Raw genomic sequence first — 22,063 nt, 5'->3', positions numbered from 1 at the left:
GCTGCCCCTGTTGGCACGGCCGGACGCACATGCCTGCCTGGCCCCCCGTCGCCCTGCCGATAATCCGGCTCCCGGGCCAGTTCGGCCCACCGCCCCGGCCTGCCTTGACGACCGAACCTGCCGCGCCCGCTTCGTCGCATCCGCCCCTCCTGATTCGCCCCTGGCTGCGCCGCGCCCTCATCGTCGCCGGCGCCACGGTGGCTGCCGGCGCATTGGCGCTGGGCGCTGCGGTGCTGTGGTACCTGCCGCAACTGCCCTCGCTGGACCCGGTCACCACCTACCAGCCGCGCCAGCCGCTGCAGGTGTTCACGGCCGATGGCGTGGAGATCGCGGCCTTCGGCAGCGAGCGGCGGCAGTTCGTGCCCATCGAGCAGATGCCGCCGATGCTGGTCAAGGCCGTGCTGGCCACCGAGGACGCACGCTTCTACAGCCACGGCGGCATCGACTGGCTGGGCGTGGCCCGCGCCATCGCGGCCCAGCTGACCGGCGGCCTGCGCCAGGGCGCGTCCACCATCACGCAGCAGGTGGCGCGCACCTTCTTCTTGTCGCAACGCTTCACGCCCGAGCGCAAGATCAAGGAGGCGCTGCTGGCGCTGCGCATCGAGCGCAACCTGTCCAAGGACAAGATCCTCGAGCTGTACCTGAACCAGATCTACCTGGGCCAGCGCGCCTACGGCTTCGGTGCCGCGGCCGACACCTACTTCGGCAAGCCGCTGGCGCAGCTGAACCTGGCCGAGTGCGCGATGCTGGCCGGCCTGCCGCAGAACCCCGGCTTCGCCAACCCGATCACCAACCTCGAGCGCGCCACCAACCGCCAGCGCATCGTGCTGGCGCGCATGGTGGCCACCGGCGACATCACGCCCGAGCAGCAGGCGGCGGCCAAGGCCCAGGCGCTGGCCATCGGCAAGGCGCGCGACGGGGTGCTGCATGCCGAGTACGTCGCCGAGATGGTGCGCCGCACGGTGGTGGAGCGTTTCGGCACCGAGGCCTATTCGCAGGGCCTGCGCGTGGTCACCGCGCTGCGCGCCGCCGATCAGCAGGCCGCCTGGGCCGCCGTGCGCCGCGGCGTGATGGCGCATGACCAGCGCCAGCCCTGGCGCGGCCCGGAAGACGAGGCCGAGCTGCCGGCCGACGGCAGCGCCGAGCTGGAGCAGGCCGCCGCCCAGGCGCTGAAGGACGTGCGCGACGACGAGGTGCTGCGCGCCGCCGTGGTGCTGTCGGCCAGCCCGCGCGAGGTGCAGGTGCTGCTGGCCAACGGCGAGCGGGTGCGCATCACCGGCGACGGCCTGCGCCGCGCCGCGCCGGGCCTGGCGCCCCGGGCCAGCGACGAGCTGGCCATCCGCCGCGGCGCGGTGATCCGCGTGATGCAGACCCCCGGCAAGAACGGTGACAAGGGCGGCGAGCCGGGCCCGTGGGCCATCACGCAATGGCCCGAGGTGGAGGCGGCCCTGGTGTCGATGGACGCCAACAGCGGCCGCGTGCGTGCGCTGGTGGGTGGCTTCGACTTCCAGCAGCAGCCCTTCAACCATGTCACGCAGGCCTGGCGGCAGCCGGGTTCGTCGTTCAAGCCCTTCCTGTACTCGGCCGCGCTGGAAGATGGCGTGATGCCCGGCACGCTGGTCAACGACGCGCCGCTGACCTTCGCCGACGGCTGGGCGCCGCAGAACAGCGACGGCAACTTCGACGGCCCGATGACGCTGCGCCAGGCGCTGACGCGCTCGAAGAACCTGGTGTCGATCCGCGTGCTGCAACAGGTGGGCATTCCGCCGGCGCTGGCCTGGGTGCGGCGCTACGGCTTCGAGGCCGCGCGCCAGCCGAGCGACCTGACGCTGGCGCTGGGCGCCGGCAGCGTCACGCCGCTGCAGCTGGCGCAAGGCTATGCGGTGCTGGCCAATGGCGGCTGGGCGGTGAGCCCGGTGGTCATCGAGAAGATCACCGACGCCCAGGGCAAGCTGCTGTTCCAGGCCCCGCCGCCGGCGGCCCCGGACGAAGCCCAGCGCGCGGTGCCGGCGCGCAACGTGTTCCTGGTCAACAGCATGCTCAACGACGTGGCGCGCTACGGCACCGCCGCGCGCGCCCAGGCCCAGCTGGGCCGTGGCGACCTGTACGGCAAGACCGGCACCACCAACGACGCAGTGGACGCCTGGTTCGCCGGCTTCCAGGCCGGCGTGGGCGCCGACGGCGTGCAGCGCGGCCTGGTCACGGTGGTGTGGATGGGCCACGACACGCCGCGCAGCCTGGGCGCGCGCGAGTCCGGCGGCGGCCTGGCGCTGCCGATCTGGATCGAGCACATGGCCCGCGCGCTGGACGGCGTGCCGCCCGCCGCGCCGCTGCCGGCGCCGGCCGAGGGCCTGGTGCGCGAGGAGGGCGGTGACTGGCGCTATGCCGACGGTGCCTTCGTGCCCGCCATCGGGCTGGACGGCGCGGCCCAGGGCGCCGAGGGCGCGGCCAGCGCCGCCTCGGGCGCCGTGCCGGCCGCTGCGGCGGTGCCCACCGCCGGCGCCACGCCGGGCCCGGCGGCCAGCGCCGTGCCGCGCTGATCCTGCGGCTGTTCCGGCAGTACCTGACCCATGCACCTGCTAGCCCGACTCACGCTGCCTCAGATGCTGACGCTGCCCTACATCGCGCTGGTGCTGCTGCTGACCGGCAGCATCGGCGCGCTGTCGTACAACGCCGGCCAGCAGGCGGTGGACACGCTGTCCGACCTGCTGCTGACCGAGACGGTGAACCGCATCACCCAGGCCGTGGACCGCCACGTGGCCGGCTCGGCCGCGGTGCTGGAGACGGCCTTCCCGAAGGGCGTGGCCGCGCCGCCCACGGTGGCGCAGGGCATGGATGCGCTGCGCACGCGCTTCTGGCTGGCCACCTCGGTGCACCGCGACCCGAACAACTATGCCTACTACGGCGACATCGACGGCCACTTCTTCGGCCTGTGGCGCCACGGCCAGGACGACGCCGAGCTGCGCCTGCGCCTGGCCGGCAGCGGGCCGCGCAGCATCCTGCGCTTCAGCGGCATGCACGGGGCGCTGGGCGAGGCGGTGGTCGAGCAGCGCATCTTCGAGCCGCGCGAGCGGCCCTGGTTCAAGGTGGCGCACAGCAGCGCGCTGCACGCCTGGACCTCGATCTACATCGACTTCAAGACCGCCGAGCTGGTGGCCACGCGGGCGCGCCGGGTCGGCGATGCCGCGGGCGAGTTCCGCGGCGTGGTGGCCACCGACCTGTCGCTGCAGCGCGTCAACGAGTTCCTGCGCGGCCTGCCGCTCAGCGCCAACGGCCTGGCCTTCGTGGTCGAGCGCGACGGCAACCTGATCGGCGTGTCGCGCGGCGCGCACCTCAAGCGCCAGGCCGATGGCGGCAATGCCCGGCTGAACGCCGCCGAGCACGAGAACCCGCTGGTGCGCGAGACCTACAAGGCCTACCAGGCGCTGCTGGAGCGCCACAGCGGCCAGCTGCCGCGCACCGACGTGTTCGACGGCCCCGACGGCCAGCCGGTGCAGGTGGCCCATGCGCGCATGCGCGACAACGCCGGCCTGGACTGGGTGATCCTGGTGGCCGTGCCGCGCAGTGACTTCCTGCACCGCGTGAGCGACAACTTCCGCACCACCATGCTGCTGGCCGGTGGCGCCGCGCTGGCGGTGCTGGCCATCGGGCTGGGCGTGCTGGGCGTGGTGTCGCGTGACCTGGCCGGCCTGGCGCGCGTGGCCCGGCGCTTCGGTGAAGGCCATGCCGAGCTGCCGCAGGCCATCGGCCGGCGCGACGAGATCGGCGAGCTGGCGCGCAGCTTCGTCACCATGCAGCGCCGGCTGATGACCGACCCGCTGACCGGCCTGGCCAACCGCGAGGCCGTCACCCGCCGCCTCGACGAGCGCCTGCAGCAGTGCCGGCGCAGCGGCGACGTGCGTCCGTTCGCGGTGCTGTTCGTCGACCTGAACCGCTTCAAGCAGATCAACGACCGCCACGGCCATGAGGTGGGCGACCAGGTGTTGCAGGAGCTGGCGCGCCGCCTGCGCGAGGCCGTGCGCCCCGGCGACGACGTGGCGCGCTACGCCGGCGACGAGTTCCTGGTGGTGCTGGACAGCGTGGCCGACCGCGCCGACGCCGAGCGCCTGCGCGCGCTGGTGGACGCACGCCTGCGCGAGCCGCTGCAGACCCTGGCCGGGCGCGACACCGAGCCCGCCGGCGCCGCCGTGGGCCTGGCGCTCTACCCCGACGACGCGCGCCGCGCCGACTCGCTGATCCGCCGCGCCGACGAGGACATGTACCGGCGCAAGTGACCCTGCGCTGCCGCATGCCGGGTGCGTGCATGGAACAATCCGGCCCCGAATCGACTCCTCAGGCCGGTACAGCCTGACAGACATGAACCAGCCCCCACGCTCACTTCGCTCGCTGCCCCCCGAGGGGGTGTGTCAGTACCTTCGGACGGCCGGGCGGTACTGACATGCGCACCTACACCGTTGCCGATTTCGATTTCCCGCTGCCGCCCGAGCTGATCGCCCAGCATCCGGCGGCTGAACGCAGCGCCTCGCGCCTGCTCGACGGCCGCGGCGACGGCCCGCCGGTCGACCGGGTGTTCCGCGAGCTGCCGTCGCTGCTGTCGCCGGGCGACCTGGTCGTGTTCAACGACACGCGCGTCATCAAGGCCCGGCTGCACGGCGAGAAGTCCACCGGCGGCGCGGTCGAGGCCCTGGTCGAGCGCGTGCTGCCGAACCACGAGGTCTGGGCCCATCTGCGCGCCAGCAAGTCGCCCAAGCCGGGCAGCTACGTGAGCTTTGCCCGCGGCGCCTTCGAGGCCGAGGTGCTGGGCCGCTGCGGGCCCGACGACGCGCTGTTCCACCTGCGCCTGCCGGCCGACCCGCTGGCGCTGCTGGAAGCCCATGGCCACGTGCCGCTGCCGCCCTACATCACCCATGGTGACGGCGCCGAGGATGTGCAGCGTTACCAGACCGTGTTCGCCAGCAAGCCCGGCGCCGTGGCTGCGCCCACCGCCAGCCTGCACTTCGACCAGGGCGTGCTCGACGCGCTGGCCGCGCGCGGCGTGCTCAGCACGCGCATCACGCTGCATGTGGGTGCCGGCACCTTCCAGCCGGTGCGCGGCGACAACCTGGCCGAGCACAAGATGCACAGCGAGTGGTACGAGGTGGGCGCCCAGGCGGTGGCCGACATCGCCGCGGCGCGTGCGCGGGGCGGCCGCGTGGTGGCGGCCGGCACCACGGCGCTGCGCGCGCTGGAATCGGCCGCGCTGGCCAGCGCCCAGGCCGGGCACGCCACGCTGCAGCCCGGCGCGCGCGAGACCACGCTGTTCATCACGCCCGGGTTCCACTTCCGCGTGGTCGACCGCCTGGTCACCAACTTCCACCTGCCCAAGAGCACGCTGCTGATGCTGGTCAGCGCCTTTGCCGGCCACGAGCATGTGCGGGCGCTGTACCGCCACGCCATCGAGTCGCGCTACCGCTTCTTCAGCTACGGCGACGCGATGCTGCTCGACCGCCGCACGGGCCCGCTGTTGTAACCTGGAAACAATCCGGCAATCATCGGCCAAACGGACGAAGCAATTTAGAAATCCCTTCACAACAATCGAGCTCCCCGACGGTCCGGCTCCACGGACCGTCCTACTGGTGATCCAAGGGAGTTCGAATAAATGAAGTGGCAAACCCTGAGTGCCCTGCTGGCCAGTGCCGGCCTGCTGACCGCCTGCGGCGGCGGAGGCGGTACCGCTGATCCGATTGCGACCACGCAGGACACCGATGCCAGCATCACGCTGAGCGGCACGGCCGCCAAGGGCCTGATGGCCAACGCCGACGTGAAGGTGCATCCGGTCAAGGCCGACGGCAGCGTCGACACCAGCACCGTGCTGGCCAGCACCACCACCGACAGCAGCGGCAAGTACACGTTGCCGGTGTTCAAGGTGCCGAAGTCGCAGCCCTATGTGGTGAAGGTGTCGGCCAAGTCCGACGGTACCACCACCCATGTGGACGAAGTGCTCAAGACCGCCAAGGTGCTGCCCTCGGGCTTTGCCATGCGCAGCGTGCTGGTGGCACCCAGCACCGCCAGCGCCAGCACCACGGCCAGCGTCACGCCCTTCAGCGAGATGGCCGTGGCGGCTGCCGTGAAGGCCAGCGGCGGCGTCACCGCCACCAATGCCACGCAGGCGGTGTCCACCGTCACGCAGCTGCTGGGCTTCGACCCGACCAAGGTGACCCCGGCCGCCAGCGTCAGCGCCGCCGCCAGCGAGGACGAGAAGAAGCTCGCCGTGATGCTGACCGCTGTGGCGCAGATGGCCAACAGCGGTGAACTGGGCTGCGCCACCGGCGACAATGGCGCCAAGACCCAGTGCGTGGTCGAGAAGCTGGCCAGCGCCGCCACCACCACCAGCATCAAGCTCGAGACCGGCACGACCAATGTGTCGTCGGCCCTCAGCAGCGCGGTGAGCACCGTGCTGGCCGACACCACGCTCAGCGCGGGCGTCAGCTCGTCCAGCCTGGCCACCGTGGTGGCCAACCTGGGTTGCACCACCAGCTGCACGGCCGCCAGCAGCGGCACCACGCCGGTGGCGGACGCGGTGGCCACCGCCATCGCGGCGGCCAAGCTGATGTTCACGCAGATCAAGAGCGACTGGACCGCGATGTTCAGCACCGGCGGTGCCAGCTCGATCGCCAGCGGCGCCGTGAACCAGCAGGCCTATGCGTTCAGCCAGGCGTTCAGCGACGTGCGCGTGCCGGTCGACGTGATGGCCAAGGACGTGGGTGCCATCGCGATGGGCATCGACTTCTACAACGACTACAAGGCCGGCCGCGTGCCGGCCACCACCACCGGCGTCAGCCGCGGTGACAGCAGCCAGGTCTACACCGACGGCAGCTACCTGTCGGAGCAGAACGCCTACCCGGCCGGCTGCACGGTGTACCAGGACGAGGACACGACCAAGCCCGCCACCGGGCCGGCCAATGCCAACTTCATCGGCTGCGGCGCGCGCTACTACGTCACCTACACCAGCAGCGGCGGCAGCACCGTCCGCACCGAGTGGCGGCATGGCTTCACCATCACCCCGCCGGCCGACGGCAAGGGTGCCGGCGCCTACAGCTACGTGACGCGTGCGCGCAAGCGCGTGCAGACCTGCACCACCAGCGGCTGCACGCTCACGCTGAACGAGTCGCTGCAGACCGATGCCAGCAGCGCCGACTACGGCAAGTTCAGCGGCACGGCCACGGCCACGCTCAGCGGCACCAACGGTGACATCACCAAGCTGGTGATCGCCGGCGACCTGCCGGCGGCCTTCGTCAACGGCACCACCCGCATCGACACCCGCGCGTTCAAGCACACGCTGGCCTTCGAGGGCACGCAGACGCTGAACGCTGACGGCACGGTGAGCAGCGCGGCCAGCGGCTCGCTGGTGGCCAAGACCGCGGCCGGCGCCACGGTGTCCACGGTCACGCTCAAGCCCAGCAGCCTGATGCAGCTGCCGGTCAGCTTCGACGCCAATGGCTACGAAGTGAAGCCTGGCACCGCGGGCAGCACGGCCTCCGGCGCGCACACCGCGGGCGCCATGGTGCTGAACCTGATGTTCGCCAACGCCTCGGCCGAGTTCGAGGGCCTGCTCTCGCTGACCGACACCACCTGGGACAAGAGCGGCAACGTGCTGGCACCGACCAAGGGCACGCTGAGCGGCGCGCTGCGCACGATCAGCGGCGGCACGACCACCGAGTTCATCAAGGGCGTGCTCACCTACACCGGCACCGGCATGGCCAGCTACGACGCCACCGCGGCCAAGAGCACCAGCAACAGCTACCAGGTGGACCTGAGCTTCGTCGGCACCATCACCGCGCCGAACCGCCCGACGCTGGAACTCAGCATGGGCTCGGGCTGGATCAGCGACAGCGAAGCCGGCCGGTCCACCGGGCTGACGATGCAGTACCGCACCCTGGTCAGCGGCACGCCGCGCACCGTGGTGTCGCTGACCGGCAGCCGCAACGCGGCCGGCGACGTCACCGACTTCAAGCTCACCGAAGCCACCTCGAACCTGGCCCTGAAGTGGACCGCGGGCGCCTCCAGCGCCGACCTGTGGCTGGGCGACGCCTCGAAGATCGGCACGCTGGCGGTCAGCAGCGGCGTGCTCACCTTCACCGACGGCAGCTTCATCTCGCTGGACATCGGCCTGTGACCCGCACCGCCACCCACGCCCGCCGCCCCCGGTGGCGGGCGGCCGGTGTGGCGGTCGCCTGCGCCGCGGTGGCCTGTGCCGCCGCGGCGGCCGACAACGACGCCGCCGCGGAGGTTTCCGCCGGCGGCGTCGTCACGTTCGGCCTGCGCAGCGACCACCATGCCGATGCGCTGGCGCTGGGCCTGATGGGCCGTGGCCACTGGCACCGCCGTGAATGGGCCCAGGTGTCGCCGCGTGCCGGCGACAACCTGGCGCAGATCGACGACGAGGCGCGCCTGGGCTGGCAGCAGCGCGGCGGCGCCTTCGATGGCTGGCAGATCGCCGTGCTGGCGCGCAGCCAGGCCACGCTGGTGGCCTCGCACGATGCGCTGGCGCTGGCCGCCCAGGTGGCGCGCGGCCACACGCTGGCGGCCGACACCGATTGGCAGACCCGCGTGCGGCTGCGCGCCTTCACCGGCGCCGGGCTGGCCCTGGGCCGCGCGCAGGCGCTGGGTTTCGTGCCCGCGCCGGGGCGCTGGCAGGCGGCCTGGGAGGTGCAGGCGCTGGCGCTGGGCCGCTGGCGGCAGCGCGACATCGACGGCCCGGTGCACCTGGACGCGGCGACGCAGCGCTACGGCTTCGCGCTGGCCTCGAACGAGGCCGACAACCGCCTGAACCTGCCCTTCCAGCAACCGGCCGGGCGCCATGGCGCGGGCCTGCTGCTGGCGGGGCGGGTCGACTGGCAGGGCGAGGCCTCGCCGGCGGGCTGGACCCCCTGGGCCCGGCTGGCGCTGCGAGATGGCGGCTGGCTGCGCTGGCGCGGCCTGCCGCAGCAGCAGGCCACGCTGGACACCGCCACCGCCGGCACCGATGCCGACGGCTTCCTGGTCTATGCGCCGCTGATCCAGGGGCAGAACCGGCAGTCCACCGTCACCCGCTGGCAGCCCTGGCGGGCCGCGCTGGCGGCCGGCGTGGAACTGCCCGATGGTCAGCGCCTGGGCGGCCGGCTCGACACGGTGCCCGGCTGGCACGCCGCGCTGCCCAGCCTCACCTGGCAGCGCCCGGCCGCCTCGGCCACCGCATCCGGCTGGACCGGCCTGGGCCTGGCCGCCGAATGGCAGCTGCACCAGCGGCGCCTGACGCTGGGCGTGGACTGGCGGGGCCTCAGCCTGCAGGCCGGTGCCGACCGCCTGGGCGGCGATGCCCGTTCACGCGTGTGGGCGCTGGCCTGGCGCCAGGCGCTCTGAGCGGCGCGGCGCCTGGCACGCGCGCCCCGGGCCGCAGTCAGCGGTCCTTGCGCAGCACCGCCTGCGGTGCGCTGCTGTCGCCCAGCATGAACACCGTGTACAGGCCCTTGGCGGAGATGGTGGCGTCGGTCAGCGTCCACAGCGGCGTGCTGGTCAGCGGCGAGGTCACTTCCAGGCGCATCGAGGTGCTGGCCGTCACGTTGGCCCAGGCCGAGGCCTGGCCCTGGGCCACGCTGCTGGCCACGGCGCTGAAGTCGGCGGCCAGGGTCAGCGGGGCGCTCAGGCCGGCCACGCCGTGCACCAGGCGCAGCTTGGCGTTGCTGGTCACACTCGGCAGGCGGTTGTCGTCGGTCACCAGCGTGAACTGCGGCGCCGAGGCATCGCCCCACACCATCAGCGTGTAGTCGCCGCCGGCCACCAGGGCCTGGTTGGCCACCGCCACGGCGGTGCCGTTGACGCTCACCGTCACCGGCGCCGAGGTCGAGCCGTCGATCAGCGTGTAGTTGCCGATGCTGGGCGAGGTGGCGGCCGCGGCCAGCGTGGCGCCCATGGTCTGCAGCGTCACCTTGCCGTTGCCCGACACCGAGCCCACCACGCGGGCGCGGGCCTTGGTGTTGTTCAGCGCCGTGACCGTGCCCTTCTGCACCGCCATCAGCGCGTTGACCAGCGTGCCGCCCGAGCCCGAGGTGAGCATCAGCGTGCCCACCTGGGTGCTGGCCAGCGTCAGGCCGGTGGCGTCCAGGCGCACGTCGCTCTTGTCGTTGGCGGCGGTCACCACCACGCGGAAGGTGCCCACGCCGGGGTTCAGCGACGAGACGCTGCTGCCGCCGGCCACGCCGCTGGCCAGCGGCGTGGCGCTGTCCAGCGAGTCGGCCGTGCCCATCACGTACACGTCCACCGAGCCGGCGTCGCTGGCCAGGTTCAGCACCGTGAGCTTGCTCTTGCCGGAATCGGCGGCGTCGGTGTTCTCCTCGAGCAGCGCGGTCTTCAGCGCGCCGGCCCAGCCGTAGGCGATCAGCGTGTACGAGGTGTCCTTGGTGAAGCTGCGCGACGAGCTCGACAGCGCCGTGGTCTGGCCGCCGGCGGTGATGACGGTCAGGCGCGAATCGCTGGTGCTCACGCCCTGGTAGCTGCCGGGCGTGCCGTAGGCCAAGCCGCTGTTGCTGCTCTGCCGCGCGCCGTCGATGTAGAGGTCCAGCGTGGCGTAGCCAGCCGTCGTCGTGGGGTAGCCGTTGGTCGCGTTCAGCAGGCGCAGCTGCGCGTTGCCGTCGTCCGAGCTGTTGCCGCCACAGGCCGCCAGGGCCATCGTTCCTGCCAGCGCCAGCCAGCCTGCCGCGCGCACCATCCACCGCATGGGTAATCTCTCTTTACAGTTGAATCGACAAGCGCCCGATTGCAGCGGGGCGCTGTCAAGCCGGGCTTGCGCAGTGATGCTGGTGTGTAAAGGGGCTGTGCGGCGGGAAAAGCCCTCGACGGCGCTGTTTGCGGGGTCATCTGGCGCGCCGACCGTGCCAGGGCGTGAAAAAGCCATGGATTGCGCGCGGTCTTCGACCTCTTTTGGTGCGCGCCAGCGGCCGATAGTGACGAAGCAAGGTTGGCGTCCGGGCCGGATCCGCGGGAGCGGGGGGCCTGCACACCACCCCAGCCAATGTCCGACTCCCGAGAGCGCTCCGCCATGCCTGATCCGCAAAGCAACAAGTCTTCCCTGTCCCTGTCCACCACGGCCGACCGCCTGATCTTCGGCGTGCTGCTGTTCAGCGCGCTGTTCGCCGTGGGCGTGGGCGCCACCTACGGCCAGCTGGGCACGGCCATCGTCGGTGCGGTGGTGCTGGCGGCGGTGGGCGCCGGCGCGATGCTGGGTGCACCGGGCACGCCGGGCTCGCGCATCGTGCTGGCGCTGGCGCTGATGGCCAGCGTGGCGCTGCACATCCAGCTGGGCCGCGGCACGCTGGAATTCCACTTCGGCGTGTTCGTCACGCTGGGCCTGCTGCTGGTCTACCGCGACTGGAAGCCGATCGTGGCCGCCGCCGGCCTGATCGCCGTGCACCACGTCGCCTTCGACCGCCTGCAGGCGGCCGGCGTGGGCGTGTACTGCATGGCCACCCCCGATTTCGGCAAGGTGGTGCTGCACGCCGGCTACGTGGTGCTGCAGGGCGGCTTCGGCATCTTCATGGCGCAGATGATGCGCAATGCCGCCAACGCCGCGCAGGAGATGGCGCAGCTGGTGGGCCACCTGGGCACCGACAGCGAGGCGATGGCGCTGGACGTGGACGGCATTCCGGTGCGCACCCGCGAAGGCCAGGCGCTGAAGGACGCGCTGCTGCGTCTGGGCAGCGCGATGGGCCGGGTCAGCCAGGCCATCGGCAACATCCGCACCGCCAGCACCGAGATCGCCAGCGGCAGCACCGATCTGAGCCAGCGCACCGAAGAGACCGCCAGCAGCTTGCAGCAGACGGCCAGCTCGATGGAGCAGCTGACCGGCACCGTGCGCCAGAGCGCCGATGCCGCCGCCCAGGCCAACCAGCTGGCCGGCTCGGCCGCCGACGTCGCGCAGCGCGGTGGCCAGGTGGTGGGTCAGGTGGTCAGCACGATGGAAGAGATCAACCACGCGTCCAAGAAGATCGCCGACATCATCGGCACCATCGACGGCATCGCCTTCCAGACCAACATCCTGGCGCTGAACGCGGCGGTGGAAGCCGCGCGTGCCGGCGAGCAGGGCCGCGGCTTCGCGGTGGTGGCCGGCGAGGTGCGCAGCCTGGCCCAGCGCAGCGCCGAGGCCGCACGCGAGATCAAGAGCCTGATCGGCGCCAGCGTCGAGAAGGTGGAGTCCGGCTCGCGCCTGGTGCAGGACGCCGGCAGCACGATGAACGAGATCGTCAGCAGCATCCAGCGTGTCACCGACATCATCGGCGAGATCAGCGCCGCGGCCAGCGAGCAGAGCGCCGGCATCGGCACCGTCAACCAGGCCGTCACCCAGCTCGACGGCATGACGCAGCAGAACGCCGCGCTGGTGGAGCAGAGCGCCGCCGCCGCCGAGAGCCTGAAGGACCAGGCCGCGCAGCTGGGCGACGTGATCGCGCGTTTCCGCACCGGCCAGGGTCACGCGCTGGCCTGAGCGACCACACCAGCCGTCGCACGAAAAAAAGGTCCGGCACACAGGCCGGACCGCAAGTGCCGCCCCGGATCACGGGGACTCAGGCAGAGGAGTCTTGGGAACACGGGCCGCGCATGCGGCCCGTCGTGCGTTCAGGCGCCGCGCATTCACAGCGTCGGCAGGGCGCCGGCGCTGGCCGAGCTGGCCAGGCGCAGCGCCTGGGCCTGCACCTCGGCCTGGGCCTGCGCGGCCAGGCCGCTGTGGGCCTCGTGGTGGGCCACGCCGCCCACCCCGGCCAGCAGGCCCAGCGTGACCGTGGCGGCCAGGGCGATGGACAGCAGGTGGTGGTGCAGGCGAAGGGGGGTCATGGCGGGCTCCTGGGTCGGTGTGGCGGTGTCGATGGGCTGAACTCTAGGCAGCGGCTGCAGCGGCCGACAGCCCGGCGCGACGGGGCGCACGCCACGCACGACGAACCGCAGCGGTGCGCGACGAAGCGCCGGTCACACCCCGGTCATCGGTGCTGGCTAGGCTGGCCGCCGTGCCGGGCGGGGAGCCGGTGCGCCGCGTGGAGGCGGTGCGCCGGACGCCCAGGGCACGCAGTCACCCCTGGAGGAAGCCCATGAAGACCTTTGTCGCGGCCAGCCTGGCCGTTGCCGCCGCCATCGCCTGTGCCCTGCCGGCCCAGGCCGCCACCTGGAACACGCTGGACGGCGCCGCGCCCATCGTCATCGGCCACCGCGGTGCCTCGGGCTACCGGCCCGAGCACACGCTGGCCTCGTACTACGCCGCCATCCAGCTGGGCGCGAACTACATCGAGCCCGACCTGGTGCTGACCAAGGACGGCGTGCTGATCGCCCGCCACGAGCCCATCCTCGACGGCACCACCGACGTGGCCTCGAAGTTCGGCGCCGAGCGCAAGACCACGCGCCTGCTCGACGGCGTCAGCACCACGGCCTACTTCGCCGACACCTTCACGCTGGCCGAGATCAAGAGCCTGAACGCGGTGCAGACGCGTGGCCGCACGGTGGACCTGACGAAGAACGTCACGCCGTATGACAGCGACTTCAAGATCCCCACGCTGGACGAGGTGATCGCGCTGGCCAAGGCGCAGAGCCTGGCCACCGGCCGCACGATCGGCATCTACCCCGAGCTCAAGCACAGCACCTACATGGCGCAGCAGGCACAGGCCCTGGGCTTCTCGGCCACCTATTTCGAGGACAAGCTGGTCAGCACGCTGCACGCCGCCTATGGCAACACGGCCAGCGCGCCGGTGTTCATCCAGAGCTTCGAGACCGCCAACCTCAAGTACCTGAACGGCCAGACCCAGATCAAGCTGGTGCAGCTGGTGGATGCCGACGACGTGAATGCCGATGGCTCGATGTCGCTGGTGGCGCCTTATGCCCAGCCCTACGACATCGCGGCCGCCGGTGGCAGCACCACCTTCGCCGACCTGCTCACGCCCGCCGGCCTGGCCGCGGTGAAGCTGTATGCCGACGGCATCGGCCCCTGGAAGCCCTACCTGGTGAAGACCGTGGCCGATGGCGTGGACCGCACCGGCGACGGCAGTGTCGGCATCAACGACCGCCGCGTCGACGGCTCCACCGGTGTCATCGAGGCGGCCCATGCCGCCGGCCTGCTGGTGCACACCTGGACCTTCCGCAACGACGCCAGCGGCTACGGCTTCGCCGACCCCCAGGCCGAGATGGCCTACTACATGCAGCTGGGCGTGGACGGCGTGTTCACCGACTTCGCCGACACCGGCGTGGCCGCACGCCAGCTGGCCGCCGTGCCCGAGCCCGGCAGCTACGCGCTGATGCTGGGCGGCCTGGTGGCGCTGGGCGCGCTGGCACGGCGCCGCCGCGGCTGAGCGGCCCGCGCCGGCGGCGCAGTGGGCCGTCATCCGGCGGCCGCCGGCCGGCGGTAGGATGCGCGGCCCATGACCACCGCCCCCCCGGATCGTCCGCCGGCCACCGTGCCGGCCACCCCGCCGGTTGCCGCCCTGTCCCTGCGCGGCGTGCGCTACCGCTGGCCCGGCGCCGCGCCGCGCGCGGGCGACACGCTGGCCATCGCGCAGTTCACGCTGGCGGCCGGTGAGCGGGTGTTCCTGCGCGGCCCCAGCGGCTGCGGCAAGAGCACGCTGCTGGCCCTGGCCGCGGGCGTGCTGCTGGCCGATGCCGGCCAGGTGGACCTGCTGGGCCAGGACTGGCGCACGCTCGGCGCCGCCGCGCGCGACCGCCGCCGTGCCGCGCACCTGGGCGTGATCTTCCAGCAGTTCAACCTGCTGCCCTACCTGTCGGTGCTGGACAACGTGCGCCTGCCGCTGCGCTTCTCGCCCGAACGCGCCCGCCGCGCCGCACCCGACGCGGCTGAGCAGCTGCTGACGCGCAGCGGGCTCGAGGCGGCGCTGTGGCGCCAGCCGGCCGGCCGCCTGTCGGTGGGCCAGCAGCAGCGCGTGGCCGCGGCACGGGCCCTGATCGGCGCACCCGAGGTGGTGATCGCCGACGAACCCACCTCGGCGCTCGACGAAGACCGGCGCGAGGCCTTCATGGCCCTGCTGCTGGCGTGCTGCGCCGAGGCCGGCGCCGCGCTGCTGTTCGTCAGCCACGATGCGCGCCTGGCCGCGCACTTCGACCGCGTGGCCGACCTGCCGACGCTGAACGCCGCGGCAGCGGCGGCAGCGCCGGCCCAGGAGGCCGGCGCATGACCCCGCTGCTGGGCCTGGCCGCGCGCAGCGCCTGGAACCGCCGCTTCTCGCTGGGCCTGGTGCTGGCGGCCATCGCGCTGTCGACGCTGCTGCTGCTGGGCATCGAGCGGCTGCGCGTGGACGTGCGGGCGAACTTCTCGCAGGCGGTGTCGGGCACCGACCTGATCGTCGGCCCGCGCACGGGCGCGGTGCAGCTGCTGCTGTACTCGGTGTTCCGCATCGGCAACCCGGCCACCGGCATCCGCCTGGCCAGCACCGAGGCCATCGCCCGCCACCGTGCCGTGGCCTGGGTGGTGCCGCTGTCGCTGGGCGACAGCCACCGCGGCTTTGCCGTGCTGGGCACCACGGCGGGCTATTTCGAGCACTTCCGCTACGGCGCCCGGCAGCCGCTGGTGCTGGCCCAGGGCCGCGCGTTCGGCAATGCGCCGGCAGACGCGGCGGGCGCCAGCGACGGCGTGCACGAGGCGGTGATCGGCGCCGAGGTGGCGCGCCGCCTGGGCTACGGCCTGGGCCAGAAGATCGTGCTGGCGCATGGCGACGGCGCGATGGCACACAACGACCACGACGACCAGCCCTTCACCGTGGTGGGCGTGCTGGCCGCCACCGGCACGCCGGTGGACCGCACGGTGCACATCCCGCTGCCGGCGGTGGAGGCCATCCACCGCGACTGGGCCAGCGGCATGCGCATGCCGGCCGGGCCGGCCACGCCGGTCGCGCCGGCCGCGCCGCCCCCCGCGGCCCGGCCCGCGCATGGCGCGCCGGGGCACGACCATGCCCACGATCACGACCACGACGATCACGCCGACACACCGGCCCTGCCCAGCACCGTCACCGCCGCGCTGGTGGGGCTGAAGACGCGCGCCGCGGTGTTCGCGGTGCAGCGCGAGGTGCTGGCGATGCGCGACGAGCCGCTGCTGGCCATCCTGCCCGGCGTGGCGCTGGACGAGCTGTGGGACGTGGTGGCGCTGGGCGAGCGCGGCCTGCAGGCCATGAGCGCGCTGGTGGCCGTGGTCAGCCTGGCCGGCCTGGTGGCGGTGATCCTGGCCGGTCTGAACGAGCGCCGGCGCGAGCTGGCCATCCTGCGCGCCGTGGGCGCCGGCCCGCGCCAGATGCTGGCGCTGCTGGCGCTGGAAGGCGCACTGGTCACCGGCCTGGGCGTGCTGCTCGGGGCCCTGGGTTGCGCGCTGTCGGTGGCTGCGCTGGCGCCCTGGGTGCAGGCGCAGCATGGCATCTCGCTGCAGCTGGCCTGGCCGGGGCGCGCAGAATGGACGCTGATGGCCGCGGTGCTGGCCGGCGGCTTCCTGGCCAGCTTGGTGCCGGGCTGGCGCGCCTACCGCCTGTCGCTGGCCGACGGCCTCACGCCCAGGATCTGAGCCCTGCACCCGCGGGCCGCCCCGAACCCTTGAACTTCGCTGCGCGTCGCGCATCGATCACCCCATGACCGCTCACCGTTCGCTCCTCACCCGCCGCAGCGGCCTGGCCGCGCTGGCCACGCTGCCGCTGTGGCCCGGCCTGGCCGCCGCCCAACCGCTCACCAAGCCCGGCCCCGGCGGCTACACCGAGCTGCGCTGGGACGACCTGGTGCCCAAGGGCTGGGACCCGATGAAGCAGCTCAAGGACCGCGGCATCGCCAACCCCGCGCAGCTGCAGGACACCGATCCCAAGGCCCAGGACCTGATGCGCCTGCTGCGCGAGGCCTGGGACAACGCGCCCACCGAGGCCCAGCTCGACGGCATCAAGGTCAAGCTGCCCGGCTATGTGGTGCCGCTGGAGGACGAGAAGGCCGGCCTCACCGAGTTCCTGCTGGTGCCGTACTTCGGCGCCTGCGTGCACACGCCGCCGCCGCCGGCCAACCAGATCGTGCTGGTGGTGCCGGCCAAGCCGGCGGCCGGGTTTCGCAGCATGGACACGGTGTGGGTCAGCGGCGTGCTGAAGGCCAAGCGCGGCGATTCGCCGATGGGCACCAGCGGCTACCGGCTTGAGGCGGCCCAGGTCGAGCGCTACAAGGCGCCGGCGCGCTGAGCCGGTGAGTGCGCCCCTGAGCCCCGCCGCGCCGGGCCTGGCCCCGGCGGGGGGGGATGCCGGACCGGCCTGGCACCTGCTGACCCGCCTGGGCGAGGCGCAGCTGCTGCTGCCGCTGATGGCGCTGGCGGTGCTGTGGCTGCTGCGCCGGCCCGGCCAGGCGCGCACGGCGCTGGGCTGGCTGGCCGCCACCGCGCTGGCGGCCACACTCACCACGGCCAGCAAGGTGGCCTTTCTCGGCTACGGCTGGGGCCTGCCGGCGCTGGACTTCACCGGCTTCTCGGGCCATGCGATGTTCGCCGCGGCGGTCTGGCCGCCGCTGCTGCGCCTGGCAGTCACCGCCTGGTGGCCGGCACGCGGCGGGGCGGGCAGCCTGGCCGGCTACGGGCTGGCCGCGCTGGTGGCCGTCTCGCGGGTGGCGGTGGGCGCGCATTCGTGGAGCGAGGTGCTGTCGGGCGCTGCGCTGGGGGGCCTGGCCAGCGGCGCGGTGCTGCTGGCCGGCCATTGGCCGCGGCAGGCCGGCGCCGGCCTGGTGCGCGGTGCGGCGCTGGCGCTGGGTGGCCTGCTGGCCCTGGGCGTGGCCGCAGCCCCGGCGCCGCGCACGCACGACTGGGTCACCCGCCTGGCACTGGCCACCTCGGGCCGCGCAGCGCCCTTCCACCGCTGGATGCTGCACCGCCACGCGCCGCAGGCCGCGCCGGCCGGCGTGCGTGCGCCGGCGCCCTCACTGCAGCTGCGCTGACGAGGGCTCCAGCCGCACCGTGTCCAGCGTGGCGGTGGCCCAGGCCGCCCAGTCGGCCAGCGCGCATTCGCTCACCGCCAGGCCCTGGCGCAGCTCGTAGCTCGAATCGAACCAGCCGCAGCCGCGGGTGGCCAGCGCCTCGGCCGCCTGCTGCGCCAGAGCCTCGGCATGCGCCGGTTCCTCGGCCAGCGGCGGCGCCTGCAGCAGCGGCGCCGGGGCGGGCGCCTGGACCGGCGCGCCAGCCAGGGCCAGGAAGGGGTGGAAGACGCGGCGCAGGGGCTGGGGCAGCAGGTTCATCGCGGGCTCCTCACGGCGGTGGCATCGATGGGCGGCATCTTGTCGGCCCGGCTGCCGGCCCTCCATCACCCCGCGGTGGGGCCGGCGGGGGCACCCTGTGCAGCCCTCCCACCTCCACCCTCCGGCGGGGGTGTGCCACCATCCCCCCTGCCGTCCCCGTCCATCCGCCTCCCCCCCCCCATCACCCGGGAGCCCCGCCATGTGTGGCCGCTATGTCGTCGCCTACGACCCGCAGACGCTCGTCTCGGGCTTCAGCCTCACCCGCATCCAGCCCTTCGAGCGGCGCTGGAACGTGGCCCCCACGATGCCGGTGCCAGTGGTCTACGACACCCGCGATGGCCAGCGCGTGTGCGAGCCGATGCGCTGGGGCCTGGTGCCGCACTGGGCCAAGGACGTCAGCATCGGCGCCAAGCTGAACAACGCGCGCGTCGAGGGCGTGGCCGAGAAGCCCTCGTTCCGCCAGGCGCTGCGGCGGCGGCGCTGCATCCTGCCGGCCAGCGGCTTCTATGAATGGACGCCGGCCACCGGCGCCGATGGCAAGCCGTTCAAGCAGCCGCACTACATCTCGCCCACCGACGCGCCGTTCTTCGCAATGGCCGGGCTGTTCGAGGCCTGGCGTCCGGCCGATGCAGGCGAAGACGGAGAGTGGTTGCTCACCTGCTGCGTGATCACCACCGCTGCCAACGCGGTGATGGCGCCCATCCACGACCGCATGCCGCTGATGCTGGCGCCCAACGACTGGGCCACCTGGCTGCGCCGCGACCTGCAGGACGTGGACGCGCTGGCGCCCTTGCTGCAGGGGCGCAGCGAGGTGGCCGATGCCCTGCGCACCTGGCCGGTGGCGCGCACCGTCAGCCGCGCCGGCAACGAGGGGCCGGCGCTGATCGAGCCGCTCGGCGCTGATGGCGCTGATGGCGCTGATGGCGCTGACGGCGCCGGTGCCACCCGACCGCCCGCCACCGCGGGGGATTGAGCGCCGCCACCCGCCGTCAGCGGCTGCGCGCTGCTATCCTCGCGCCCCCACCATGGCCACCCGCCCCTTCCCCACCCCACGTTCGCGCCCGCTGGCCCTGGGCCCGGCGCTGGCGTTGGCGCTGCTGTTGCTGTTGGCACAGCACTGGGGGCTGGTGCACGGCCTGGGCCACAGCCTGGCCGGCCGCGACGCGGCCGTGCTGTCGGCTGCGGCCGGGCACGCACCGCCGGCGGTGGCGGCGGCGGTGGCCGGCGCCGTGGGCGATGCGGCCGCCACGCCGTCCTTCCCTGTCCCGGCCCCGCGCGCCGACGCGCCCGCACCGGCCACCGGGCTCGACACCCCGGCCGATCCCGCCGCCGATGCGCTGTGCAGCATCTGCCTGGTGCTGGCCACCATCGGCGCGCTGGCGCCGCCGCAGCCACTGGCTTTCGCGGCCGCGCCGACCCCGGCCACCGCGCCGGTGGCGCCCCCCTGGCCGGCCCGGCTCAGCGCCGCGGCCGCGCCGTTCCAGGCCCGCGCGCCACCGGCCCTGCCTGTCTCCGTCTGACCCGCCGCACCGGCCGGCGCCTGCGCATGTCCTGAGGGCATGGCCCGGGCGCGGCCGGATGCCCGTCATCCGTTGCCAGGATCCGAGCCTTCCATGTCGTTGTCGTCCCTCCGCCGCGCGCGTGTCTGCGCGCCGCACGCACTGTCTTTCGTTCTTCCGCTGTCGGCCGTGGCGCTGGCCATCGTGTCACCCGGCACCGCCCGGGCGCAGGCCGCCGCCAGCCCTGTTGCCAGCCCCATCGCCAGCCCCAGCGTGGGCACCGTGGTCATCACCGGCAACCCGCTGGGCTCGGCCCAGCTGGCCCAGCCGGCCGAGGTGCTGACCGGCGAAGCCCTGGCCCAGCGCCGCGCCGGCACGCTCGGCGACACCCTCGCCGGCCTGCCCGGCGTGGCCGCCTCGGGCTTCGCGCCCCAGGCCAGCCGGCCGGTGATCCGCGGGCTGGACGGCGACCGCATCCGCCTGCTCGACAACGGCGGCGCGTCGGCCGACGCATCCAACCTCAGCTTCGACCATGCGGTGGCGGTCGATCCGCTGGTGGTCGAGCGCATCGAGGTGCTGCGTGGCCCGGCCGCACTGCTGTACGGCGGCAATGCCACCGGCGGCGTGGTCAACACGCTGGACAACCGCATCCCGCGCAACCCGCTGGGCGAGGTCGGCGGCCGGGCCGAGTTCCGCCTGGGCGGCGCGGCGCGCGAACAGGCCGGCGCCGTGGTGCTGGAAGGCGGCATGGCCGGCCTGAACTGGCATGTGGACGCTGCCGACCGCCACAGCCAGGACCTGCGCACGCCGCGCTTCACGCCGCCGGCCGGGGACGGCGAGGCCGCCACGCCCGCCACGCGCGTGGCCAACAGCGGCGGCCGCGGCCGCGCCGGCGCGGTGGGCGTCTCGTGGGCCGATGCCCAGGGCTTCGTCGGCGTGGCGGTGGACGGCCTGCGCCAGCACTACGGCGTGGTCGTGGAGCCCGATGTCGGCATCCAGCTGCAACGCGAACGCGTGGCGTTGGCCGGCGAGCGCCGCGGCCTGGCCGGGCCGTTCAGCGCGGTGGAAGGCCAGTACAGCCGCACCCGCTACCAGCACCAGGAGGTAGAAGGCACGGGCGAGGTCGGCACCACCTTCCGCAGCCAGGGGCAGGAGCTGCGTCTGCAGGCCCGCCAGGCGCCGCTGGCGCTGGGCGCCGGCACGCTGCGCGGCACCGTGGGCCTGCAGGCCGAGCGGCTGGACTTCTCGGCCCTGGGCGAGGAGGCCTTCGTGCCCGCCACGCGCACCCGCAACGACGCGCTGTTCGTGCTGCAGGAATGGGCGCTGCCCGGCCTGACGCTGAGCGCCGGCGCGCGGCGCGAGCGCGCCACGGTGCAGTCCGACGGCGATGCGGCCGATGCCGCCGAACCGCGCTTCGGCGCCGCCACCAGCCGCCGCTTCACGCCCACCAGCTGGTCGCTGGGCGCGCAGGCGCCGCTGCCGGGGGCCTGGCTGGGCGCGCCGGGCTGGTCGGTGCGCGGCACGCTGGGCCGCACCGAGCGTGCGCCGGCCTACTACGAGCTGTTCGCCAACGGCCTGCACGTGGCCACCGGGGCCTACGAGCTTGGCGACGCCGCGCTGGCCGCCGAGCGCAGCCTGCATGCCGAGCTGGGCCTGCAATGGCAGCAGGGCGGCCACAGCGTGCAGGTGCAGGCCTGGCGCACGCGCTTTGCCAACTACATCGCGCTGGATGCCAGCGGCACCGACATCGCGCTGCCCGACGGCAGCGGCAGCGTGCCCGAGTACCGCTTCATCGGCGTGCCGGCCGCGCTGCACGGGCTGGAGCTGGAGGCGCGCAGCCGCTGGCAGCAGGCCGGCTGGGCGCTGGATGCCAGCGCCGGGCTCGACCTGGTGCGCGGCCACAACCGGGCCAGCGGCGAGCCGCTGCCGCGCCTGGCGCCGCTGCGGCTGCAGGCCGGCCTGCAGGCCAGCCGCGGGGCGCTGAGCCTGGGCCTGGTGCTGCGCCACCTGGCCGCGCAGCACCGCGTGCCGGCCACCGACCGCGCCACGCCCGGCGCCAACGTGGTCGACCTGAGCGCCGGCTGGCGCCAGCGCTGGGGCCAGGCCGATGCGCTGTGGACGCTGAAGCTGGCCAACCTGGGCAACGCCCTGGTGTGGAATGCCAGCGCGGTGCTGCCGGCGCGCGAGCGCAGCCCCGGCGGCGCCCGGGCGCTGACCGCCGGGCTGCGCGTGGGTTTCTAGGCGACAGGCGACGCGGCCGGCCGAGGCCTGAACAAGGCCCCCGCCGGCCGCCTGTTCGGGGCTTCGGGCGGCCTGCTGCCCCC

General features: G+C 73.6%; 17 protein-coding genes. 14 read left to right on the top strand and 3 right to left on the bottom strand.

Annotated features, from left to right (window positions below; all coding sequences use genetic code 11):
• Positions 1 to 29: 29 nt before the first annotated feature.
• The 5 genes from AACH10_RS15810 (at position 30) to AACH10_RS15790 (ending at position 9,381) form a co-directional block, all read left to right on the top strand.
• Positions 30 to 2,540 carry a penicillin-binding protein 1A gene (locus AACH10_RS15810; protein WP_423228615.1) on the top strand — a complete coding sequence of 837 codons (2,511 nt, stop codon included), beginning with the start codon at positions 30 to 32 and terminating at the stop codon, positions 2,538 to 2,540.
• A gap of 30 nt (positions 2,541 to 2,570) precedes the next feature.
• The gene (locus AACH10_RS15805; protein WP_341411416.1) at positions 2,571 to 4,274 is read left to right on the top strand and encodes a diguanylate cyclase domain-containing protein; all 1,704 of its coding nucleotides are present in this window, start codon (positions 2,571 to 2,573) and stop codon (positions 4,272 to 4,274) included.
• Between the two features lie 164 nt (positions 4,275 to 4,438).
• Positions 4,439 to 5,509, top strand: coding sequence for a tRNA preQ1(34) S-adenosylmethionine ribosyltransferase-isomerase QueA (gene queA, locus AACH10_RS15800; RefSeq protein ID WP_341411414.1), 1,071 nt, complete (start codon positions 4,439 to 4,441; stop codon positions 5,507 to 5,509).
• Between the two features lie 129 nt (positions 5,510 to 5,638).
• A complete protein-coding gene (locus tag AACH10_RS15795) occupies positions 5,639 to 8,155 on the top strand; it encodes a hypothetical protein (protein WP_341411412.1) in 2,517 nt (838 codons plus the stop codon).
• Positions 8,152 to 9,381 (top strand): hypothetical protein, encoded by a 1,230-nt coding sequence (locus AACH10_RS15790; protein ID WP_341411411.1) that lies wholly within the window; start codon positions 8,152 to 8,154, stop codon positions 9,379 to 9,381. The genes AACH10_RS15795 and AACH10_RS15790 overlap by 4 nt, the downstream gene beginning before the upstream one ends.
• Before the next feature lie 37 nt (positions 9,382 to 9,418).
• Here AACH10_RS15790 and AACH10_RS15785 read toward each other — a convergent pair whose 3' ends face one another.
• On the bottom strand, positions 9,419 to 10,735 hold the full coding sequence (locus tag AACH10_RS15785; RefSeq protein WP_341411410.1) for a DUF4397 domain-containing protein: 1,317 nt from the start codon (positions 10,733 to 10,735) through the stop codon (positions 9,419 to 9,421).
• A gap of 321 nt (positions 10,736 to 11,056) precedes the next feature.
• Between AACH10_RS15785 and AACH10_RS15780 the strand changes: the two genes are divergently transcribed.
• Positions 11,057 to 12,496 (top strand): methyl-accepting chemotaxis protein, encoded by a 1,440-nt coding sequence (locus AACH10_RS15780; protein WP_341411409.1) that lies wholly within the window; start codon positions 11,057 to 11,059, stop codon positions 12,494 to 12,496.
• A gap of 146 nt (positions 12,497 to 12,642) precedes the next feature.
• Here the strand turns inward: AACH10_RS15780 and AACH10_RS15775 are convergent, their stop codons facing one another.
• Positions 12,643 to 12,843: a hypothetical protein gene (locus AACH10_RS15775; RefSeq protein WP_341411408.1), complete on the bottom strand. Its 201-nt coding sequence runs from the start codon at positions 12,841 to 12,843 to the stop codon at positions 12,643 to 12,645.
• A gap of 251 nt (positions 12,844 to 13,094) precedes the next feature.
• Here AACH10_RS15775 and AACH10_RS15770 point away from each other — a divergent pair, with 251 nt between their 5' ends.
• From AACH10_RS15770 to AACH10_RS15750, 5 genes are all read left to right on the top strand, one after another.
• Positions 13,095 to 14,342, top strand: a complete 1,248-nt coding sequence (locus tag AACH10_RS15770) for a glycerophosphodiester phosphodiesterase family protein (RefSeq protein ID WP_341411407.1) — start codon at positions 13,095 to 13,097, stop codon at positions 14,340 to 14,342.
• 69 nt (positions 14,343 to 14,411) lie between these two features.
• A complete protein-coding gene (locus tag AACH10_RS15765; RefSeq protein ID WP_341411406.1) occupies positions 14,412 to 15,179 on the top strand; it encodes an ATP-binding cassette domain-containing protein in 768 nt (255 codons plus the stop codon).
• The gene (locus AACH10_RS15760) at positions 15,176 to 16,552 is read left to right on the top strand and encodes an ABC transporter permease (RefSeq protein WP_341411405.1); all 1,377 of its coding nucleotides are present in this window, start codon (positions 15,176 to 15,178) and stop codon (positions 16,550 to 16,552) included. The genes AACH10_RS15765 and AACH10_RS15760 overlap by 4 nt, the downstream gene beginning before the upstream one ends.
• A 64-nt stretch (positions 16,553 to 16,616) precedes the next feature.
• Entirely contained in the window at positions 16,617 to 17,201 is a 585-nt protein-coding gene (locus tag AACH10_RS15755; RefSeq protein WP_341411404.1) for a DUF3299 domain-containing protein, read from the top strand.
• A 4-nt stretch (positions 17,202 to 17,205) separates the two neighbouring features.
• Complete coding sequence (locus tag AACH10_RS15750) at positions 17,206 to 17,943, top strand: phosphatase PAP2 family protein (RefSeq protein WP_341411403.1); 738 nt, start codon at positions 17,206 to 17,208, stop codon at positions 17,941 to 17,943.
• Here the strand turns inward: AACH10_RS15750 and AACH10_RS15745 are convergent.
• A complete protein-coding gene (locus tag AACH10_RS15745) occupies positions 17,926 to 18,240 on the bottom strand; it encodes a hypothetical protein (protein WP_341411402.1) in 315 nt (104 codons plus the stop codon). The genes AACH10_RS15750 and AACH10_RS15745 overlap by 18 nt on opposite strands.
• Before the next feature lie 199 nt (positions 18,241 to 18,439).
• Here AACH10_RS15745 and AACH10_RS15740 point away from each other — a divergent pair, with 199 nt between their 5' ends.
• The 3 genes from AACH10_RS15740 (at position 18,440) to AACH10_RS15730 (ending at position 21,980) form a co-directional block, all read left to right on the top strand.
• Complete coding sequence (locus tag AACH10_RS15740; protein WP_341411401.1) at positions 18,440 to 19,213, top strand: SOS response-associated peptidase; 774 nt, start codon at positions 18,440 to 18,442, stop codon at positions 19,211 to 19,213.
• Between the two features lie 52 nt (positions 19,214 to 19,265).
• The gene (locus AACH10_RS15735) at positions 19,266 to 19,760 is read left to right on the top strand and encodes a hypothetical protein (protein ID WP_341411400.1); all 495 of its coding nucleotides are present in this window, start codon (positions 19,266 to 19,268) and stop codon (positions 19,758 to 19,760) included.
• Positions 19,761 to 19,853: 93 nt separating this feature from the next.
• Complete coding sequence (locus AACH10_RS15730) at positions 19,854 to 21,980, top strand: TonB-dependent receptor (RefSeq protein ID WP_341411399.1); 2,127 nt, start codon at positions 19,854 to 19,856, stop codon at positions 21,978 to 21,980.
• Positions 21,981 to 22,063: the final 83 nt, after the last annotated feature.

Origin of the sequence: Pseudaquabacterium inlustre (assembly GCF_038066595.1) — a bacterium.
GTDB lineage: Bacteria > Pseudomonadota > Gammaproteobacteria > Burkholderiales > Burkholderiaceae_C > Pseudaquabacterium > Pseudaquabacterium inlustre.
Note: the sequence above shows the minus strand (reverse complement) of the source record. Positions and strands in the feature narration are given on the sequence as shown.

What these genes read in the sequence shown, in the direction of transcription:
- AACH10_RS15810 (WP_423228615.1), top strand. Translation starts at nt 30, where the DNA reads ATGCCTGCCTGGCCCCCCGTCGCCCTGCCGATAATCCGGCTCCCGGGC.
- AACH10_RS15805 (WP_341411416.1), top strand. Translation starts at nt 2,571, where the DNA reads ATGCACCTGCTAGCCCGACTCACGCTGCCTCAGATGCTGACGCTGCCC.
- queA (WP_341411414.1), top strand. Translation starts at nt 4,439, where the DNA reads ATGCGCACCTACACCGTTGCCGATTTCGATTTCCCGCTGCCGCCCGAG.
- AACH10_RS15795 (WP_341411412.1), top strand. Translation starts at nt 5,639, where the DNA reads ATGAAGTGGCAAACCCTGAGTGCCCTGCTGGCCAGTGCCGGCCTGCTG.
- AACH10_RS15785 (WP_341411410.1), bottom strand. Translation starts at nt 10,735, where the DNA reads ATGCGGTGGATGGTGCGCGCGGCAGGCTGGCTGGCGCTGGCAGGAACG.
- AACH10_RS15780 (WP_341411409.1), top strand. Translation starts at nt 11,057, where the DNA reads ATGCCTGATCCGCAAAGCAACAAGTCTTCCCTGTCCCTGTCCACCACG.
- AACH10_RS15775 (WP_341411408.1), bottom strand. Translation starts at nt 12,843, where the DNA reads ATGACCCCCCTTCGCCTGCACCACCACCTGCTGTCCATCGCCCTGGCC.
- AACH10_RS15770 (WP_341411407.1), top strand. Translation starts at nt 13,095, where the DNA reads ATGAAGACCTTTGTCGCGGCCAGCCTGGCCGTTGCCGCCGCCATCGCC.
- AACH10_RS15765 (WP_341411406.1), top strand. Translation starts at nt 14,412, where the DNA reads ATGACCACCGCCCCCCCGGATCGTCCGCCGGCCACCGTGCCGGCCACC.
- AACH10_RS15760 (WP_341411405.1), top strand. Translation starts at nt 15,176, where the DNA reads ATGACCCCGCTGCTGGGCCTGGCCGCGCGCAGCGCCTGGAACCGCCGC.
- AACH10_RS15755 (WP_341411404.1), top strand. Translation starts at nt 16,617, where the DNA reads ATGACCGCTCACCGTTCGCTCCTCACCCGCCGCAGCGGCCTGGCCGCG.
- AACH10_RS15745 (WP_341411402.1), bottom strand. Translation starts at nt 18,240, where the DNA reads ATGAACCTGCTGCCCCAGCCCCTGCGCCGCGTCTTCCACCCCTTCCTG.
- AACH10_RS15740 (WP_341411401.1), top strand. Translation starts at nt 18,440, where the DNA reads ATGTGTGGCCGCTATGTCGTCGCCTACGACCCGCAGACGCTCGTCTCG.
- AACH10_RS15735 (WP_341411400.1), top strand. Translation starts at nt 19,266, where the DNA reads ATGGCCACCCGCCCCTTCCCCACCCCACGTTCGCGCCCGCTGGCCCTG.
- AACH10_RS15730 (WP_341411399.1), top strand. Translation starts at nt 19,854, where the DNA reads ATGTCGTTGTCGTCCCTCCGCCGCGCGCGTGTCTGCGCGCCGCACGCA.